Origin of the sequence: Escherichia sp. Marseille-Q3837 (assembly GCF_916618735.1) — a bacterium.
In the GTDB taxonomy this organism is placed as follows: Bacteria; Pseudomonadota; Gammaproteobacteria; order Enterobacterales; family Enterobacteriaceae; genus Escherichia; species Escherichia ruysiae.
Genome location: NZ_CAKAKC010000001.1, coordinates 4,229,665 through 4,249,697 on the forward strand (window position 1 = coordinate 4,229,665; position 20,033 = coordinate 4,249,697).

Annotated in this window: 1 protein-coding gene; it reads right to left on the reverse strand. The window is 60.5% G+C overall.

The features are described 5' to 3' along the window. Positions 1 to 2 precede the first annotated feature (2 nt). Positions 3 to 20,030 (reverse strand): Ig-like domain-containing protein, encoded by a 20,028-nt coding sequence (locus tag LG381_RS20410; RefSeq protein ID WP_225762858.1) that lies wholly within the window; start codon positions 20,028 to 20,030, stop codon positions 3 to 5. Between the last annotated feature and the right edge of the window lie 3 nt (positions 20,031 to 20,033).

Sequence of the window (20,033 nt, forward strand, 5' to 3'; positions counted from 1 at the left end):
ATCTACACCACCATCAACTGATGATTCGCCAGTAAGGTGGCGAGGTCGGTATGCACGCCCGTCAGCGTGACCACGTTAGCTGTCGCAAAGCCGCTGCCCGTGCCGTCGCGGTCGATCTGCACGATGGTGTCGCTGCCGCTCTGGGTAACTTTGACAAAATCACTGATGTTTCCGGCCTGCGCATCCAGCGTTGCCACACCGTTGACGTAGCTGGCTTTGCCGTTTCCGGTGTAGCCGCTGCCCTGCAACAGTTCACGAATATCAATGCGATCGGTGTCGGCGGTGCCCTCCCATGTCCCTACCGTAAAGCCATTCACCACGTCTGAGCCGTTGCCGCCGGTAGCGTCGCTGGCGTTGAGCAGTTTATAGAGCAAGGTGTCGTGCCCGCCGTTGCCGATGTTAATGGTGTCATTACCGCCGCGTCCTTCCAGTTGGTTATCACCCGTGCTGCCGGTCAGAGTGTCGTTAAAATTCGAGCCGGAAATGCCTTCAATATTGGTAAATGTCGAGGTGTTAAAGCCAGTAGCCTGGGCGGCGGTGCTGCTTAAGTTAGCGGTCACGCCCACCGTCGAAAGCCGGAAATCAACCACGTCCATCCCGCCGTTCGCCAGCCAGGTTCCGGTGCCGGAGCTGTACACCCAGCCGCCGGAGCCGTCGTAAGTGTCAGTGCCTGCGGTGGCGAAGAAGGTGTCGTTATAACCGGTGCCGACAAACTTACCGTTATTGCTCGCCGTCCCGGCTTCGGCGCTGAGATCGTAAGCGTGAGTGGCATCGGTAGCCTGTAAGCCGCCCCAGGTGGTGTTTACCGTCTGATCGATATTGCTGGCAGTCGCGCCAGTGGATTTGATCAGCACCGCGTTATAGGTTTCTCCGGCGTTCAGCCCGTAGAAGTTGACCAGCGCCGAGGTGTCGTTAACCCCCATCCCCGACTGCGGGTTGATGATTTGCGTGGCGACCAGCACTCCCGCCGAGTTGTACAGTTTTACGGTATTGCCGTAATAGACGTTAATGCCGTTGGGATCGGTAATGCGCAGGTGCAGCGAAGTGCCGTAGCTCACCGTGTTGGTGTTGCGGATCAGGAACACGCTGCCCGACTGTTTGGTCACCAGTACATCCACCGCGCCGTCCCAGTCGTAGTCCATTGCCGCCACGCCGCTGGTGGTGCCGCTCTGGCTGCCGCCGAGTACCGACTGCGTCCAGTTGCTGGCTCCGCCAACGTTGGTGTAAAGGTAGGATTGTCCGGTCTGGGCAATACGGGCGATATCCATCAGACCGTCGTGGTTCCAGTCCACCGCCAGGCTAAACTGGCTGGCGTAGGTCGTCGCCGTTGCCCCCACCGCCACCGGATTTCCCAGCACGCCGTTGGTGTTGAATAACAGGGAGCCGTAGTTAGCTCTTCCCTGGCTGGCGGGCAGGAAGAGATCCATATCGCCGTCGCCATCGAAATCCGCCCAAGTCATGGAGACAGACGTCGAGTTGCCGCCGCTGCCCGCCGTGCTGAGGAAAGTATTGATGGTGTTCTGCCCCCAGACAAACGTGCCGTTGCCCTGGCTGATAAGCGAGGACAGCGTGTAATAGTTATTCAGGTTGAAAGTGTGCTGAACCAGGTCAATCCTGCCGTCGTTGTTAAGATCAACGCCAGAACCCTCGTTGAGCGAAAGATACCCCGTCACCGCCCCACCGACCGTGGCGCTCCCCCCGTTGTTGGCAACAGTGGAGTTGCCTACCAGGGTGCCCGCGTTATTCCACAGGAAGGTATTGGAGTCTGGCCCCCCGGCGTCGCCAATCCAGAAATCAAGATAGCCGTCGCCCTCTTTATCAAACGCCACTACCGAGCCATACCACGTCAGAGTGCCAACGGCGACCAGAATGGCACTGGAAAACGTGCCGTCGCCGTTATTGGTAAAGCCGTTGATATAGCCCGTGCCGTAATCATCACGGGTAATAAACAGATCGCCCGTACCGTTACGGTCGTAATCGGCAATGGAACTGGTGGCGTAGTTGTTGCCGCTCTGATACAGCGTCAGGGCGGTCTTCGACCAGGTAAGCGGGTCGGTAGATTGCATCACCTGCTGGTTGGCCAGCACCGTCCACATTCCGTGCGTGTCGAGGCCGTAGGTCAGCCCCCAGGCCGTTGTTTTATTGGCGGTCGTCCAGGCTGGCGTGTAATCAATTGCCGCGTTGACTGTCACCGTGCCATTGCTGACGTTGGCGGTGTTGCCGTTGCCCGCCGAGCTTTTCACCTGCGCGGTGACGTTATAAGCAGTTGCGGACGCTGCCAGCACATCGGTATCCGGCAGTTGCACATACCAGGTGTTGTGCGCCGGGTCGACTACCACCGCGCCGCCCGGCTGTGAGGTGTAGGTTTTGCCGTTGATCACCACTTCAACATACTGCCCGCTGGCAAGCGCAGCGGTGATTACGCCGCTGATAATTGGCGTGGTGTCACGCGTGGTCTGGCTGGTGATTTGCGCCAGCGTCGTCGGAATAGAGGTATCGACTGTCAGGATAAAATCACTGGAGGAGGTGATATTCCCCGCCAGATCCACCACTCGCGCGCTGTAGGTATAGGCACCGCTGACCAGCCCGCTGTCGCTGTAGGTCCAGTTCAGCGCGCCGACCATCGTCACCGCGCCTAACAGCAGGCCATTGCGGTAGAGGTAAACCACTTCACCGCTGGCCAGCGGGCCGGAGAGCACACCGTTCAGCAGCGGCGTGGTGTCGTCGGTGGCCTGAGAACTGTTTAACGTCCCCTGCCGTTGCCCGACATCATCGGTATACGACACAATGCCTGGCGTGGCGGTGGGGTTAATCGTATCGACCACCACCGTTTTCGACACCACCGGGCCGGTATTTCCCGCCAGATCCAGCACCCGCACCTGATAAACGTAGCTGCCGTCGGTCAATGTGCGGCTGTCGGTGTAAGTCCACTGCGTGCCGTTGGTGGTGAGCGTAGTCCAGGTCGCGCCGCCATCAAGGCTAATCTGCGCTACTTCGCCGCTGGCAAGCCCCGCTCCCAGCGAGCCGGTCAGCGTGAGCGTGGTATCACTGGTGATAAAGTCGGTTGCCGAACTCCCCGTATCGGTGCTGATGCTGGCGATGGTGAGCACCTGCGCCGGGTTAACGGTATCGATCTGCGCCGACTGGCTGCCGGTTGCGCCAACGTTGCCCGCCAGATCGACCACCCGCACCTGCCAGGTGGTTGTGCCGTTGGTGAGCGTGCGTCCGTCAACGTAACTCCAGTTCAGACCATCTGCCGCCAGCGTTACGTTCACCCAGGTTGCACCGTTGTCGGTGCTGATTTGCGCGAACTCGTTAGCGCCGAGCGCCGCGCCCAGTACGCCGCGCACGGTAAGCGAGGTGTCGCTGGTAATAAAGTCGCTGCTGCTGGCTCCGGTGTCATCGCTGATACCGGTAATGGTGATGCTTTTCGCCGCTTCCGGGCTGGTGGTATCGACCACCACGTTTTGCGTCGCGGTCTGCCCGACGTTCCCCGCCAGATCCACCACCCGAACCGTGTAGTTCCAGGTGCCGTCGGTCAGTGTGCGACCATCGGCATAGCTCCAGCTGGTGCCGATAACGGTTAACGTAGTCCAGGTGACACCGCCGTCGAGGCTGATTTGCGCCCGTTCATCGGCGGCAAGCGCCGCGCCGAGCGTCCCGCGCACGGTCAGCGTCGTGTCGCGAGTAACAAAATCGCTGCTGCTTAAGCCGGTGTCATCGCTAATGCCCGCAATGACGATGGTTTTGCTCGCCAGCGGCGCGCTGGTGTCAACGGTGACAATCTGGCTGGCGGTCGCGCCGATATTTCCGGCGATGTCGATAACCCGCACCTGATAGTTGTAGTTGCCGTCAGTCAGCGTGCGCCCATCAAGGTACGTCCAGGTCAAACCGCTTACCGAAAGATTCTGCCAGGTGGTGCCGCCATCGATACTGATTTGCGCGAACTCGCCGGCAGAAAGCGTCGCCCCCAGCGTGCCGCTCACCGCCAGCGTCGTGTCGCTGGTGATAAAATCGTTAGTGATCAATCCAGTATCGGTGGTGATCGCGCTGATGGCGATGGTTTTCACCGCTGGATCTGGCGCGATGGTGTCGATCACCACGTTCTGGCTGTCAGTCGCGCCGACGTTGCCCGCCGCATCAATCACCCGCACCTGATAGAGATAGTTGCCATCAGTCAGCGTGCGGCTGTCGTTATAGCGCCAGGTCGTGCCGGTCACGGTGAGCGTGCTCCAGGTTGCGCCGCCGTCGATACTGATTTGCGCCGTCTCGTTACTGGCAAGCGCGGCGGTGAGTGAGCCATTGACCACCACCGGGCTGACGCTGGTGATAAAGTCGCTGGCGCTAAGGCCGGTGTCGGCTTGCAGGGAATCGATATTAATCCCCATCGCCGGGGCGCTGAGATCGACGGTAATGGTGTGATTGCTGCTGCCGGTATTGCCGATAGAGTTGCTCACCGAGGCGTTAATCACGTAGGCATTGCCGTCTGCCAGCGCGGTGACATCGGCGCTACCGAGGGTGTAGCTCCAGCTACCGCCGGTCTGCACCGTGGTGGTATAGGTTTTGCCGTTTAAGGTAAGAGTCAGCGTCTGGCCGACCGGCGCGGTGGTGGTGCCGCTGATAACCAGAGACGAACCGTGTTCCGCCGCGTTCACCACATCATCGCCCGCAAAGGTGTTGATGGTGACGGTGGGGACGTCGCCGTTCAACGTGACGCCACGGCTGGCGCTGCCGGGGTTTCCGGCCTGATCGCTGACCGACGCGCTAATGGTGTAGCTGCCGTCGCTTAATCCGGCAAACTGCTGCGCCGGAATAAACACTGACCAGCTTCCACCGCTGCCAACCGTTGCGCTCCAGCTCTGACCGTTAAAGGTGACGGTTACCGTCTGTCCCACTTCGGCGGTGGTGGTGCCGCTGATGGTCTGCCCGGCAAGCTGCTCGGCGTTGTTGATAATATCGTCGCCCGCTACCGTGGCGATGGTCACCGTCGGCGCAGCGGTGTCGACGGTCAGGGCGTGCGTGGTTTGACCGGGGTTACCGGCGCGATCGTTCACGCTGGCGGTGATGGTCTGCGCGCCCTGCCCGAGCGTTGCCAGATCCGCCGCAGGTACGTTCAGCGCCCAGGTGCCATTGGCGGCTACCGTTGCGGTATAGGTTTTGCCGCCAAAGGTCACGGTGACCGTCTGCCCCACTTCCGCGCTGGTCGAGCCATTAAGGGTTAACGGCTGCTGCTGTTCGGCGGCGTTGAGTCGGTCGTCCGTTGAAACGGTGTTGATGCTGATAACCGGCGCGGTGAGATCTACCGCCACGCTGCGCGAGGCCGTGGCGCTGTTTCCGGCGCTGTCCTGAGCGGAGGCGCTAACCGTATAGCTGGTGCCATCCGCAAGCGCCGCAACGTCTGCCGCTGGCACATTCACGCTCCAGCTCCCGTTGCTTTGAATGGTGGCGCTGTAGCCTTTGCCGTTAAGCAACACGGTCACCACTGTGCCTGTCGCAAAATTGGTGCCGGTGCCGCTAAGGGTCAGCGCACTGCCTGCTTCGGCGGCGTTAATGAGGTTATCGCCGCTGATGGTGCTGACCGAGAGCGATACCGCCGCCGTATTCACCTGCACGTTGTGGGTCTGCGTGCTGCTGTTGCCTGCGCTGTCGGTGATGGTGGCGCTGATGGTCACCGTGCCATCCGCAAGACCGGAAATTACGCTGGCAGGCACGCCGACGCTCCAGTTGCCGCTGGCATCGGTGCTGGTGACATACTGCTGCCCGGCGATGGTCACCACCAGGCGGTCACCAGCTACCGCGCCCGTGGCGGTGCCGCTGATAATCTGCGCCTGGGTGTGTTCGACGTTGTTAATCACATCATCGCCCGCCACGGTGTTAAAACTGATCACCGGCGCGGTGGTATCGACGGTCACGCCTTTACTGGCGCTGCCAGGGTTACCCGCCAGATCGCTGACCGTAGCGGTCAGGGTGTAGCCGTTATTGGCAAGCGCGGTTAAGTCGCTGGAGGGCAGCGTTAAGCTCCAGCTCCCGTCTGCCTGCACCGTGGTCTGGTAGTTAGTACCGTTTAGCGTGACGGTGAGCGTTTGCCCCGCCTCCGCCGTACTGGTGCCGGACACCGTCACGCCCGCCGCCGCTTCGCTGGCGTTGATGATGTTATCGCTGGCAATGCTGTTGATGGTCACCGTTGGCGCGGCACTATCGACGCTGTATTCGTGCGTTGCCGTGGCGCTGTTGCCGTTGACGTTAGTCACCCGCACCTGGGCGCTGGCATCGCCATCACGCAGAGCCGCCATATCCGCTGCCGGAACGGTGGTGCTCCAGCTACCGTTTGCCGCCACCGTGGTGGTGTAGGTTTTACCGCCAAAGGTGACGGTGACGGTTTGCCCCGCTTCGACGCCGGAGGTGCTGCCGGAGAGCGTTAACGCTGCACCTTTTTCAACGGCATTAATCACATCATCGCTGGTGATGCTGTTCATGCTGATGGCGACGGCGGTGAGATCAACGGTCAGCGGATGGGTAATACTGGTTTGCGTTCCGGCACTGTTCGCCCCGCTAACGGTAATATTCAGCGTTCCCGCAGGCCAGTTGCTGACATCCGCCGCCGGAACGCCGACGCTCCAGGTGCCGTTCGCCAGCACCGTGGCGGCGTAAGTTTGGTTATTTATCACCACCGTCAACGCCGTACCTGCGGCAAAGCCGGAGCTGCTGCCGGTAATCACCTGTGCCTGAGCGTGTTCGATGATATTGACCACATCATCGCCCGCAACGGTATCCACCCGCAGACCTGGCAGACTGGCATCGATGGTGATAGCGCGCGTGCCGCTGCCGGTGTTGCCAACGGCGTTGGTCACCGAGGCGTTAACGGTTAACTCACCGTTCCCCAGCGCCTGCCAGTCGGCGGCTGGTACGCTCACATTCCAGCTTAAATCTGGCTGGACGATGGCGGTGTAAGTTTTACCGCCCAGTTCAACGGTGACGGTGCTGCCCGCCGCCGCCCCGGTTACCTGGCCGCTGATGGTTTGTGCGCTGCCGGCTTCGGCGGCGTTGATAATATCGTCCGTCGCCACCGGATTGATGGTGACGCCCGGCAGCGCGGTATTGACCTGTACGTTATGGCTGGCGGTGCTGCTGTTGCCCTGAGCGTTGGTGACGCTCGCCGTCACGCTGTAGGTCGCCTCACCCAGCGCACTGACCGCCGAGGCAGGAACGGTGACGCTCCAGTTGCCGGAGGCGTCGGTGGTGGCGCTGTAGTTTTGTCCGTTCAGCGTGACGGTGATCGCCGTACCCGCAGGCTGATCGCTGGTGCCGGAAAGCGCCAGATCAGATCCTTTTTCCGTCGCGTTGATCACATCATCGCCCGCGATGGTGTTGATACCAATCACTGGCGCAGTGAGGCTGACGGTAACGGTGCGGCTGGCGTCGTCGCTGTTGCCCGCCCGATCGCTGACGCTGGCGGTGATGGTCTGCGCACCGCTACCCAGCGCCGTCACATCCGCCGCCGGTACACCGACGCTCCAGTTACCGGAGACGTCCAACGTGGTGGTGTAGGTTTTGCCGTTGAGCACAACGCTCACCACATCGCCCGCTTCCCCGCCGGTGCTGGTGCCGGAGATCACCAGCGCCTGCGCGTGTTCGGCATCGTTGATGATGTCATCGCCCGCGACGGTGTTAATGGTGAGAACCGGCGCGGTGGTGTCTACCGCCAGATTATGGCTGGCGCTGCCGGGGTTGCCCGCTTTGTCGTTGACCGTGGCGCTGACGGTGTAATTGCTTGCGGTCAGCGCGCCTAAGGCTGAAGTAGGAACACTGACGCTCCAGCTACCGTCCGTCTGTACATTACCGGTGTAGGTTACGCCGTTAAGGGTGACGGTCACCGTCTGCCCGGTTTCGGCGGTGCTGGTGCCGCTGAGGGTGAGTGGGCTTCCGGCCTCCGTGGCGTTAAGAATGTCATCGCTGGCGATGGTGTTTATGGTGAGCGTCGGCGCGCTGGCATCGACGCTGTACGCATGGGTTGCCGAAGCGTTATTGCCGCTCGCGCTGCTGACGCTGGCCTGCACGTTCGCCGCGCCGTCTGGCAGAGTTGCCAGATCTGCCGCCGGAACCGTTACGCTCCAGCTTCCGTTGGCGGCGACGCTTGCGGTGTAGGTTTTGCCGCCAAAAGTGACGGTGACGGTTTGCCCGCTTTCAATCCCGCTGGTGCTGCCGGAAAGGGTCAGATCGGCACCTTTTTCAGCGGCATTAATTACGTCGTCGCTGGCAACGGTGTTGATGCTGATAGCCACCGCTGTTAAATCGACGGTGAACGGATGGCTGACGCTGACCGGGTTTCCGGCGCTGCTCTGGCCTGTCACTTCAACGGTTAACGGCCCCGCAGGCCAGGCGCTGACGTTTGCCGCCGGAATACCTACGCTCCAGCTACCATCCGCCTGTACCGTGGCGGCATAAGCCGTACCGTTAATGGTGACCGTCAATGGCACACCTGCATTCAGGCCGCTACTGCCGCCGGTGATCACCAGCGCCTGCCCATGTTCGATGCTGTTGACGATATCATCGCCCGCGACGGTATCCACGCGCAGACCTGGCAGGTTGGCGTCAATGGTGATATCTCGCGTGCCGCTACCGGTGTTGCCACTGGCGTTGGTGACTGAAGCGGTAATGGTCAAATCACCATTACCCAACGCCTGTAAATCGGCTGCCGGAACGCTGACGCTCCAGCTTAAATCGGCCTGAACTTGTGCAGTATAAGTATTGCCGCCCAGCGTGACGGTCACCATATCGCCTGCGGCGGCGCGGGTCACCACTCCGCTGATGGTTTGATCGGCCCCTGCTTCGGCGGCGTTGATAATATCGTCGCCTGCCACGGTGTTGATGGTGACGCCCGGCAGGCCGCTGTCGACCAGTAAATTCGCCTGGCTGCTGGCGGTGTTGCCTGCCGCACTGGTGGCGCTGGCGCTGACCGTATAGTTAGCCTGGCCTAAGGCCGCCAGATCGCTCACCGGTACGGTTAACGTCCAGTTGCCCGCCGCGTCGGTGGTGGCGCTGTAGTTATGACCGTTGAGCGTGACGGTAACCTGTGCGCCGGTCGCCAGCCCCGTACTACTGCCGCTGATGGTCAACGGCTGACCTTTTTCATCGGCGTTCAAAACGTTATCGCCGCTGATGGCGTTAAAGGTAATGGTCGGCAGCCCGGTATTAACCGTCACCTGATGCGTGGCGCTGCCGCTGTTGCCCCCGGCATCGGTGACGCTGGCGTTGATGGTCACCGTGCCGTTCGCCAGTGCCGAGACAACGCTTGCCGGTACGCCGACGCTCCAGTTACCGCTGGCATCCAGCACCGTGGTGAAGGTATTGGTGCCGATAGTCACCGTGACGGTGCTACCGGTTGCCGCACCCGTGGCGGAGCCGCTGATAATCTGCGCCTGGGCGTGTTCAGTCGCGTTGATCACATCATCACCCGCCACCGTGTTGATGGTGACAACCGGAACGGAAGTATCCACCGTCAGGTTATGGTTAGCGGAGGCCGGGTTTCCGGCTTTGTCGCTCACCGCCGCGCTGACGGTGTAGTTACTGGCGGTCAAGGCGCTTAACGCTGCTGGCGGCACGCTGACGCTCCAGCTACCGTCCGTTTGTACGGTGCCGGTATAGTTTGCGCCATTGAGCGTGACGGTCACCGTTTGCCCCGCTTCCGCCGTGCTGCTGCCGGTGATGGTCAGCGCCGTACCCGCTTCGGTGGCGTTAAGAATGTCGTCGCCCGCAATAGTGTTGATGGTCACCGTTGGCGCGCTGGCATCGACGCTGTACGCGTGGGTAGTGATGGCGCTGTTGCCGTTAACATTGCTGACGCTGGCCTGTGCGCTGGCATCGCCATCACGCAGGGCTGCCATATCCGCCGCCGGAACCGTGGTGCTCCACGAACCATTCGCCGCGACGCTTGCAGTGTAGTTTTTGCCGCCAAAGGTGACGGTGACCGTTTGCCCGGCCTCCACGCCGGACGTGCTGCCGGAGAGCGTTAACGCCGCGCCTTTTTCGGCGGCGTTAATCACATCATCAGCGGTAATGGCGTTGATGCTGACGGCAATCGCCGTGAGATCGACGGTGACCGGGTGCGTGACGCTGACCGGATTTCCGGCGGTGGTGCTACCACTCGCCGTAATCGTGACCGTCCCCGCAGGCCAGGCGCTGACATCCACCGCCGGAACGCCGACGCTCCATGAACCATCGGCTAAAACCGTTGCACTATAGGTCTGGCTATTAATCGAAACCGTGAGTACGGCACCCGCTGCCAGACCAGAACTGCTGCCGGTTACCACCAGTGCCTGCCCGTGCTCGATGATATTCACCACATCATCGCCAGCGACGGTATCGACCCGCAGACCTGGGAGATTAGCGTCAATGGTAATGTCACGCGTACCGCTGCCAGTATTGCCCACGCTGTTCGTCACCGAAGCCGAAATGCTCAACTCGCCGTTGCCCAACGCCTGTAAAGCGGCTGCCGGAACATTAATACTCCAGCTTAAATTGGCCTGCACTGTCGCCGTGTAAGTCTCGCCACCCAGCGTGACAGTCACCGTGTCGCCCGCCGCCGCGCCTGTAACCTGACCGCTGATAGTTTGATCTGCCCCTGCTTCGGCAGCGTTAATAATATCGTCCGTTGCCACAATGTTAATGGTGACGCCCGGCAGCGCGGTATTAACCTGCACGTTATGGCTGGCGGAACCGCTGTTGCCAGCGGAGTCAGTAGCGGCGGCGGTCACCGTGTAAGTGGCTTCACCGAGCACGCTCACAGCGGACGCCGGAACGGTCACGCTCCAGTTACCGGAAGCATCGGCTGTGGTGGTGTAATTTTGCCCGTTGAGCATCACGGTTACCTGCGTGCCCGCAGGCTGGTTGCTGCTGCCGGAAATCGCCAGATCCGCGCCTTTCTCGGTGGCGTTGATGATGTCGTCGACGGCGATGGTGTTAATGTCGAGTACCGGAGCACCGAGCGCCACGCTGACGATGTGCGAGGCTGTGCCGCTGTTGCCTGCGGAGTCGGTGACCGTGGCGGTAATGGTCACATCGCCCTGCGCCAGTGCGGAAATCACGCTGGCAGGCACGCCGATGCTCCAGTTGCCGTTGGCGTCCAGCACGGTGGTGTAGGTGGTCGTGCCAATCGTCACGGAAACCGTGTTACCTGTGGTCGCGCCCGTTGCCGAGCCGCTGATAATCTGCGCCTGTCCGTGTTCAGTGGCGTTGATGATGTCGTCGCCCGCCACCGTGTTGATGGTGACGACTGGGGCAATCAGATCCACCGCCAGATTATGCGTTGCCGAGGCCGGATTTCCGGCTTTGTCGCTGACCGCTGCGTTGACGGTATACGAGCTGGCGGTGAGATTCGCTAAATCGCCAGTTGGTACGCTGATGCTCCAGCTTCCGTCTGCCTGCACATTGCCGCTGTAATTGACGCCGTTTAGCGTCACGGTCACCATCTGCCCGGCTTCTGCCGTGCTGGTGCCGCTGATGGTCAGCGCCGTTCCGGCTTCGGCGGCATTAAGAATATCGTCCGTGGCGATGGTGTTGATGGTGACAGAGGGCGCGGTGGCATCAACGCTGTAAGCATGTGTTGTCTGGGCGATGTTGCCTGCTACGTTGCTGACGCTGGCTTGTACGTTTGCTGCGCCGTCTGGTAAAGCCGTGAGATCGACGGCTGGGATTGTCATCCCCCAGGTATTATCCGCAGCAACCGTCGTGGTGTAGCTTTTGCCGCCAAAAATAACGGTAATAGTCTGCCCCGCCTCCACGCCGAAGGTGGTGCCGGAAAGCTGCAAATCACTGCCCTTTTCGGCGGCGTTAATCACATCGTCGCCGGAAAGTGTATTGATGGTAATCGCCACGTCAGCGAGATCGACCGTGACCGGATGGCTAATACTGGTAGTTGTTCCGGCGGTGTTAGTGCCTGTAACCGTAATATCGACTGTCCCCGCAGGCCAGTTAGCGACATCCGTCGCCGGAACGCCCACGCTCCAGGTGCCATCGGCTAATACCGTTGCGCCATAGGTGACGCTGTTGATTTCCACGGTTAGTGGCGTCCCCACCGCCAGTCCGGTACTGCTACCAGTGACAACCAGCGCCTGACCGTGTTCGATAATATTGACCACATCATCGCCTGCCACGGTATCGACGCGCAGACCAGGCAGGTTGGCGTCTATCACGATGTCGTGCGTGGCGGTGCCGGTATTGCCTGTGGTGTTGGTCACCGAGGCGCTGATGGTCAGCTCACCGTTACCCAACGCCTGCAAATCTGCCGCCGGCACGCTGACACTCCAGCTTAAATCTGGTTGCACGGTAGCGGTATACTGGTTGCCACCAAGCGTGACCGTCACCGTATTCCCCTCCTGCGCCGTTCCCGTGACCTGGCCGCTAATAGTCTGGTTAACGGCGATTTCAGCTGCGTTGATAATGTCATCACCTGCCACGGTGTTAATGATCACCCCAGGCAGGAGCGATTCGACATTCACCGTATGGGTAGTACTGCCGCTGTTGCCCGCGCTGTCGGTGGCGCTGGCGCTAATCGAATAAACCGCCTCGCCCAATGCGCCGACCGCCGAAGCAGGCACGGTAACGCTCCAGTTGCCAGCACTATCGGTGGTGGCGCTGTACGCCAGGCCGTTCAACATCACGGTGACCGTGGTGCCGGTCGCCAGACCGCTGGAGCCGCCGCTGATGGTCAGATCCTGGGTTTTCTCGGTATTGTTAATGATGTCATCGCCGGAGACGGTGTTAATGGTCAGCGTCGGGCCGCTAAGATCAACGGTCACATCGTGAGTCGTGCTGTCGCTGTTGCCCGCGCGATCGCTCAGGCTGGCGGTGATCGTCTGGCTGCCGGTCGCCAGCGCCGTGACATCCGCCGCCGGAATACCCACGCTCCAGTTACCGGAGGCGTCCAGCGTGGTGGTGTAGTTTTTACCGTTCAGATTAACCGTGACCACATCGCCCGCCGCCGCGCCCGTACTGGTGCCGCTCACCACCAGCGCCTGACCATGTTCGATAGCGTTGATAATGTCATCGCCCGCGACGGTATTAATGGTGAGATCCGGCGCGGTGACATCCACCGCCAGCGCGTGGTCGGCGCTTGCCGGGTTACCCGCTTTGTCGCTCACCGTGGCGGTCACGGTATAGCTGCTGGCGGTTAATCCGCTTAAATCCGATGCCGGAACATTCACGCTCCAGGTGCCATCCGCGAGAACGGTGGTCTGGTACGTGTTGTTATTGAGCGTGACGGTCAGCGTCTGCCCGGCCTGCGCCGTGGTGGTGCCGCTGATGGTTACTCCCGTGCCCGCTTCGCTCACGTTGAGAATATCGTCACTGGCGATGGTGTTAATGGTCACAAGCGGCGCGGTGGCATCGACGCTGTACGCGCGATCCGCCTGGGCATTATTGCCGTTAATGTTGCTGACGCTCGCCTGCACGTTGCCCGCGCCGTCCGGCAGCGCAGCGAGATCGGCAGGCGGTACATTCACCGTCCAGCTACCGTTGGCTTCCACAGTAGTGGTGTAATTTTTGCCGCCAAAGGTGACGGTCACCGTCTGCCCAGCTTCCACACCGCTGGTACTGCCGCTTACGACCAGCGTTTCGCCTTTTTCGACGGCGTTGATCACATCATCGCCAGAGAGTGTGTTAATGGTGATGGCGACCGCCGCCAGATCGACGGTGACCGGATGGGTGATGGTGGAGGTTGTTCCGGCGCTGTTGGTGCCGCTTACCGTAATATCTACCGTACCCGCAGGCCAGTTGCTGACGTCTGCCGCCGGAACGCCGAGGTTCCATGTGCCGTCGGCTAACACCGTCGCGGCGTAAGTGACGTTATTGATAACGACCGTTAACGCGGTTCCCACCGTTAATCCGGTGCTGCTCCCGGTGATCACCAGCGCCTGATTGTGCTCAATGCTGTTAATAACATCATCACCCGCTACGGTATCGACACGCAGGCCAGGCAGATTGGCATCGATAGTGATGTCTCGCGAGACGCTGCCGGTGTTGCCGACGACGTTGGTCACCGAGGCGTTAACCGTCAAGGAGCCGTTACCCAGCGCCTGAATATCCGCCGCCGGAACGCTGACGCTCCAGCTTAAATTAGCCTGCACCGTGGCGGTGTAGGTATTGCCGCCCAGCGTAATGGTGACCGTATCTCCCTGCGCCGCACCCGTGACCTGCCCGCTGATGGTTTGCGCGTTTCCGGATTCAGCAGCGTTAATGATGTCATCGCTCGCCACCGGGTTAATGGTAACGCCAGGCAGCGCGCTGTTGACCAGCACATTATGGCTGGCGGAATTACTGTTGCCTGCCGTGTCAGTGACGTTTGCCGTTACTGTGTAGTTGGCCTCACCCAGCGCGCTAACCGCCGAGGCTGGCACCGTGGCGATCCAGTTGCCGTTGCTATCGGTAGTGGCAGTGTAATTTTGACCGTTTAGCGTCACCGTAACCGTAGTGTCCGCTGGCTGATTACTGGTGCCGGTGATTTGCAGATCCGCACCTTTTTCCGTGGCGTTAATCACGTCATCTGTAGCAATGGTGTTGATGCCAATTGTCGGCGAGGTGAGATTCACAGTAACCGTGCGGCTGGCGTCGTCGCTGTTGCCTGCCGCGTCGGTAATGGTCGCGGTGATGGTTTGTGCGCCGCTGCCCAGCGCAGTGACATCTGCCGCCGGAACGCCGACGCTCCAGTTGCCGGAAGCGTCCAGCGTGGTGGTGTAGGTTTTACTGTTTAACGTGACGGTGATGACATCGCCCGCTTCGCCACCAGTGCTGGAACCGGAGATCACCAGCGCCTGCCCGTGCTCGGTAGCGTTAATTATGTCATCGCCGGAGACAGTGTTGATGGTCAGCACTGGAACAGTGAGATCCACCGCCAGGCCGTGAGTGGCGGTCGCCGGGTTACCCGCTTTATCGCTTATCGAGGCGCTGACCGTGTACTGGCTGGCGGTCAGATTGCTGAGATCCGCCGTCGGTACGCTGACGCTCCAGCTGCCGTCCGCCTGGACGGTGCCAGTATAAGTCACGCCATTAAGGGTAACGGTGACCATCTGCCCCGCTTCGGCGGTAGTGGTGCCGCTGATGGTTAACGGATTGCCCGCCTCGGCGGCGTTAAGAATATCGTCAGTGGCGATGGTGTTAATGGCAAGTGTCGGTGCCGTGGCATCGACGCTATAGGCGTGTGTCGCCGAAGCCGTGTTGCCGTTAACGTTGCTGACGCTGGCCTGTACCGTGGCGTCGCCATCGCGTAACGCGTTGAGATCGGCGGCAGGCACGGTGGTTGTCCAGCTACCATCGCCCGCTACGGTCGCGGTATAGGTTTTTCCGCCAAAGGTGACGGTGACCGTTTGCCCCGCTTCCACGCCAGAGGTGCTGCCGGACAGGGTTAAATCTGCCCCTTTTTCGGCGGCGTTAATCACATCATCACCGGAAACGGTGTTAATGGAGATCGCCACCGCCGCCAGATCGACGGTGACCGGGTGGGTAATAGTGACCGGGGTTCCGGCGCTACTGGCGCCTGAAACCGTGATATTCACCGTCCCCGCAGGCCAGTTGCCCACATCTGCCGCCGGAACGCCAACGCTCCATGTGCCATCGGCTAATACTGTTGCAGCGTAAGTGACCGTGTTAATCACCACCGTCAGTGCCGCGCCCGTCGCCAGCCCACTGCTGCTACCGGTGATCACCAGCGCCTGAGCGTGCTCGATGCTGTTGACCACATCATCGCCCGCCACGGTATCAACGCGCAGACCCGGCAGGTTGGCGTCTATCACAATATCGCGCGAACCGCTGCCGGTATTGCCAACGCCGTTGGTTACCGAGGCGTTAACCGTCAGATCGCCATTACCGATGGCCTGAATATCCGCCGCCGGAACGTCCACGCTCCAGCTTAAATTGCCTTGCACGGTAGCGGTGTAGGTTTTCCCGCCAAGCGTTACGGTGACGGTATCGCCCGCCGCCGCGCCCGTCACCTGGCCGCTGATGGTCTGCGCCACGCCCGATTCGGCGGCGTTAATAATATCGTCGCTCGCCACCGGATTAATGGTGACGCCAGGCAGCGCGGTATTGACCTGCACGTTATGGCTGGCGGAATTGCTGTTACCTGCGCTGTCGGTGACGTTCGCCGTCACCGTGTAGCTGGCTTCGCCCAGCGCACCTACTGCGGAAGCGGGCACCGTGGTGCTCCAGTTACCTGCTGCGTCCGTCGTGGCGGTGTAATTTTGCCCGTTAAGCGTCACCGTAATTGCGGTGCCTGCGGGCTGGTTGCTGGTGCCGCTGATTTGCAGATCCGCGCCTTTTTCCGTGGCGTTAATCACGTCATCGGTGGCGATGGTGTTAATGCCAATGGTCGGCGCGGTAAGGTTAACGTTGACCGTGTGCGTCTCACTATCGTTGTTGCCTGCCGCATCAGTCACCGTGGCGGTAACAGTTTGCTGGCCGCTACCAAGCGCGGTGACATCCGCCGCCGGAACGCCGACGCTCCAGTTGCCGGAGGCGTCCAGCGTTGTTGTATAGGTTTTACTGTTTAGCGTGACGGTGACGACATCCCCCGCTTCCCCGCCGGTGCTGGAACCGGAAATCACCAGCGCCTGCCCGTGTTCGGCGGCGTTAATAATATCGTCGCCCGCAATGGTGTTGATAGTCAGTACCGGAACGGTGAGATCCACCGCCAGATTGTGCGTGGTGCTCGCCGGGTTGCCCGCTTTGTCATTGACCGTCGCGGTCAGGGTGTGGCTGCCATCCGTCAATGCCTCAAGATCTGCCGCCGGAATGTTAATGCTCCAGCTGCCGTCGGCCTGTACCGTTGCCTGATACGTCTGCACGGTCGGGCTGTTAAGCGTTATCGTAACAATCTGCCCCGCTTCGGCGGTGGTGCTGCCGCTCACCGTCACGCCCGCATCGGCTTCGCTGCCGTTGACGATATTGTCGCTGGCGACGGTATTGATAATGATGGTTGGCGCGCTGCTGTCGACGCTGTAGCTGTGCACCGCCGAGGCGCTATTGCCGTTGATATTGCTGACGCTGGCCTGCGCGGAGGCGCTGCCCTCGGTTAATGACGCTAAATCGGCAGCGGGTACAGTGGTTGTCCAGCTACCATCGCCTGCAACCGTGGCTGTGTAATTTTTACCGCCAAAAGTGACGGTGACCGTTTGTCCGGCTTCTACGTTAGTGGTGGTGCCGGAAAGGGTTAAATCAGCGCCTTTTTCTGCGGCGTTAATCACATCGTCCGTGGCGATGGTATTGATGGCGATCGCCGCCGGTGTGAGATCGACCGTAACGGAATGGGCGATGCTCACCGGATTTCCGGCGCTACTTTCCCCGGACACGGCAACCGTCACCGTCCCCGCAGGCCAGGCGCTAACCTGCGTCGCTGTAACACCCACGCTCCAGCTACCATCGGCCTGCACCGCAGTAGTGTATTCGACGTTATTAATTGTGACGGTAAGCGGCGTGCCTTCAGCCAGCCCCGAACTGCTGCCGGTGACTACCAGCGCCTGTCCATGTTCGATGATATTGACCACATCATCACCCGCTACCGTATCGACCCGCAGGCCAGGCAGATTGGCGTCAATGGTGATATCCCGCGTGCCGCTGCCGGTGTTACCGTTTTGATTGGTGACCGAGGCATTAACCGTTAAATCACCATTACCCAGCGCCTGAATATCTGCTGCCGGAACGCTCACGCTCCAGCTTAAACCAGCCTGGACGGTAGTCGTGTAGGTATTACCGCCCAACGTAATAGTTACCGTGTCGCCAACGGCTGCACCAGTCACCTGTCCGCTGATGGTTTGCGCAGCGCCCGCTTCGGCGGCGTTAATAATATCGTCGGTTGCTACCGGGTTAATGGTCACGCCGGGCAGTGAGCTGTCGACCAGGAGGTTATGGCTGGCGGTGGCGCTGTTGCCAATACTACTGGTCACCGCTGCCGTCACCGTGTAGTTGGCCTGGCCTAATGCGGTTACCGCCGACGCCGGAACGGTGACGCTCCAGTTGCCGGAGGCGTCGGTCGTGGTGGTGTAATTTTGCCCGTTCAGCGTCACGGTGATGACGGTATTAACAGGCTGATCGCTGGTGCCGGTAATCTGGACATCGGCTCCTTTTTCGCTGGCGTTAATCACATCATCGCCAGCAATGGTATTAATTCCAACCACTGGCGCGGCGGTATTAACCGTGACGGTGAGTGCCTGGCTGCCGCTGTTTCCGGCGCGGTCAGTCACTGAAACGTTGATCGGATAACTGCCGTCCACCAGCCCGCTGACAACGGAAGCCGGAACGCCCAGGCTCCAGTTGCCGGAAGCATCCACCACCGTGGTGTAATCCACATTATTCAGCGTCACGGTGACAATATCGCCAGCCTGCGCGCCGGTAACCGTGCCGCTGATGATTTGCGCCTGGGTATGTTCCGGCGTGTTAATGACGTTATCAGTCGCCACCGGATTAATGGTCACCACAGGCGGCGTGGCATCGACCAGCGCCACGCGTGAAACGCTGCTCGGGTTACCAGCAACATCGTTCACGCTGGCGGTGACCGTGGCGTTGCCGTCAGCCAGTGCGTCAACGTTGGCGGCGGGAACCGTCACACTCCATGTGCCATCTGGTTGCACGATGCCCTGATACGTCTGCCCGTTAAGCGTCACCGTTACCGTCTGCCCCGGCTGGGCGTCAGTGGTGCCAGTGATGGGCAGATCCTGCCCGCTTTCGGCGGCGTTGATGATGTTGTCGGCGGTCAGTGGATCAATGCTTAAGGCCGGCGCCTGGCTATCGACGGTAATGGTGCGGGAGGTGTTGCCGGTATTACCACTGAGATCCGTCACAGAAGCGGTAATCGCTACGGCACCGTCAGGCAGATTACCCATATTGGCAGCGGGTACTGTCAGACTCCAGGAGCCATCGGCCTGCACGGTAGTGGTAAAACTCTGTCCAGCCAGGGTTACTGTGACGGTTTGTCCTGTCTCGGCCTGTTGAGTGCTACCGGTAAGGGTCAGTGGCGCACCTTTTTCTGCGCCACTGATAATGTCATCGCCGGAGACGGTGTTAATGGTGATCAACGGAGAAACACCTACCAGCGTGATTGCACGAGACGCCGCGCCGGTATTTCCGGCGACATCTGTCACGGTGACGAAAATCGTATTGGCTCCGCGATCCAGCGTGCGGGTTACCGCCGGATCCAGCGCCACATTCCAGCTACCGTCTGCCAGCACGACGCCCGTCAGGACATGAGCGCCCAATTTCACAGTCACCGTATCGCCAGGAGAAGCACCGCTGACATTTCCGGAGATGATCTGTGCGACGGCCTGTTCGGCATTATTAAGAATATCGTCGCCCGCCACGGTGTTGACGTTAATCGTCGGCGCGCTGGTATCTACCACGAAATTCGCGCTGTTGCTGGTGGTGTTTCCTGCCCGGTCGCTGACGCTGGCATTTACGGCGTAGTTACCATCTGCCAACGCCTGCACTTCTGCGGCAGGCAGCGCCACCTGCCATGTGCCATCGCTACCGACGGTTGCTGTATGGCTTTTACCGTTTACTGTCAGTGTAACGATTTGCCCGGCTTCAGCATTCGAAGTCCCGCTCAGTACCAGCGCGGCGTTATGTTCTGCGGCGCTGACAATGTTGTCCTGGGCGATAGTGTTGATAGCAAGCGTCGGCGGCTGGGTATCGACGGTTAACAGCTGCGCGCCGGTGACCGTATTGCCCGTGGCATCTTTCCCGCTGACCAGTACAGCCTGATTCCCTTCGCTTAACGCCTGGGCGTCAGCGGTCGGCACCTGCACGCTCCACGCGCCGTTAGCACCTACGCTGGTCGTGTAGGTTTTACCGTTTAGCGTGACGCTGAGTTCTGTTCCCTGCGGCAAGTTGCTCGTCGTACCTGAAAGCGTAAATCCGGCGGCCTGTTCGCTGGCGTTAATAATGTTATCGCCTGCGGTGGTGGCGACCTGCACGCTGGCCTGGCTGTCGTCGATGGTTAACGTTATCGAACCAGCGTCAGTGATGGTGCTACCGACAATTTGCACCACTGA